The sequence below is a fragment of the Xanthobacter agilis genome (assembly GCF_021730435.1).
Lineage (GTDB): Bacteria > Pseudomonadota > Alphaproteobacteria > Rhizobiales > Xanthobacteraceae > Xanthobacter > Xanthobacter agilis.
In genome coordinates this window covers 1-931 of sequence record NZ_JABWGX010000064.1, presented here as the reverse complement: position 1 = coordinate 931, position 931 = coordinate 1, and the positions used below count along the sequence as shown (strand labels likewise).

At 59.0% G+C, this 931-nt stretch carries 1 pseudogene; it reads left to right on the top strand.

The annotated features are described in order from the left end of the window. The first annotated feature begins 77 nt into the window (after positions 1-77). Positions 78-913, top strand: a pseudogene (locus tag HUW53_RS21695) (IS5 family transposase). Positions 914-931 lie beyond the last annotated feature (18 nt).

The following is a 931-nucleotide window of genomic DNA, read 5'->3' as shown; positions in this document are numbered from 1 at the left end:
GTCTGTCCGGGAACATCTTGAATTGTTTGAATCGGATGTGATTCAAGAGAGGTGGCCTGATTCGAGGATGGTCACCGATGTGGACAGCAAAGAACTGCAAGCGTTACGACCGCAGCAAGCTTCGCTACCCCAGCGATTTGTCGGACGAAGAATGGGCGCTTGTCGAGGCCCAGATTCCGCCCGCCAAGCGGGGCGGCAATCGCCGCCATATCAATGTGCGCGAGGTGATGAACGGGATACTTTACGTCCTGAGCACCGGCTGTCAGTGGCGGGCAGTCCCCAAAGACCTGCCGCCGCGCAGCACATTGTTTGACTATCTCGACCTTTGGAGTTGGGATGGAACGCTGGATCGCATCCATCACACCCTCTATGTCGCCTGCCGCGAGCAGGGCGAGCGCGAAACCAGTCCGACGGCGGCGATCATCGACAGCCAGAGCGTGAAAGGCGCGGAAAAAGGGGGGCTCACGATGCACCCGGCTATGATGCGGGCAAGAAGATCAAGGGCAAGAAGCGCCACATCCTCGTAGACACGCTCGGCTTGTTGCTGCACGCCATCGTGCATTCCGCCGATGTCCAGGATCGCGATGGCGGGGTCATGACGATGGCGACGACGTTCGGGTTGCATCCGTTCTTGAAGAAACTCTTCGCCGATGGCGGATATCAGGGCCCTCAGTTCCGTGATGGTCTGGCCGCCGTGACACGCTGCATCGAAATTGAAATCGTCAAGCGATCAGATTGCGCCAAAGGCTTCGATGTTCTGCCACGACGCTGGGTCGTGGAGCGCACTATCGCCTGGCTCAATCGCTGCCGCAGGTTGGCAAAGGATTGGGAGTGCTTCAACCGCAAGGGCCTCGCCTTCCTCCGTCTCGCCTCCATCCGCCTCATGCTGCGAAGGTTATGCAATCCTGCGTGATGTTCCCGGACAGACTCT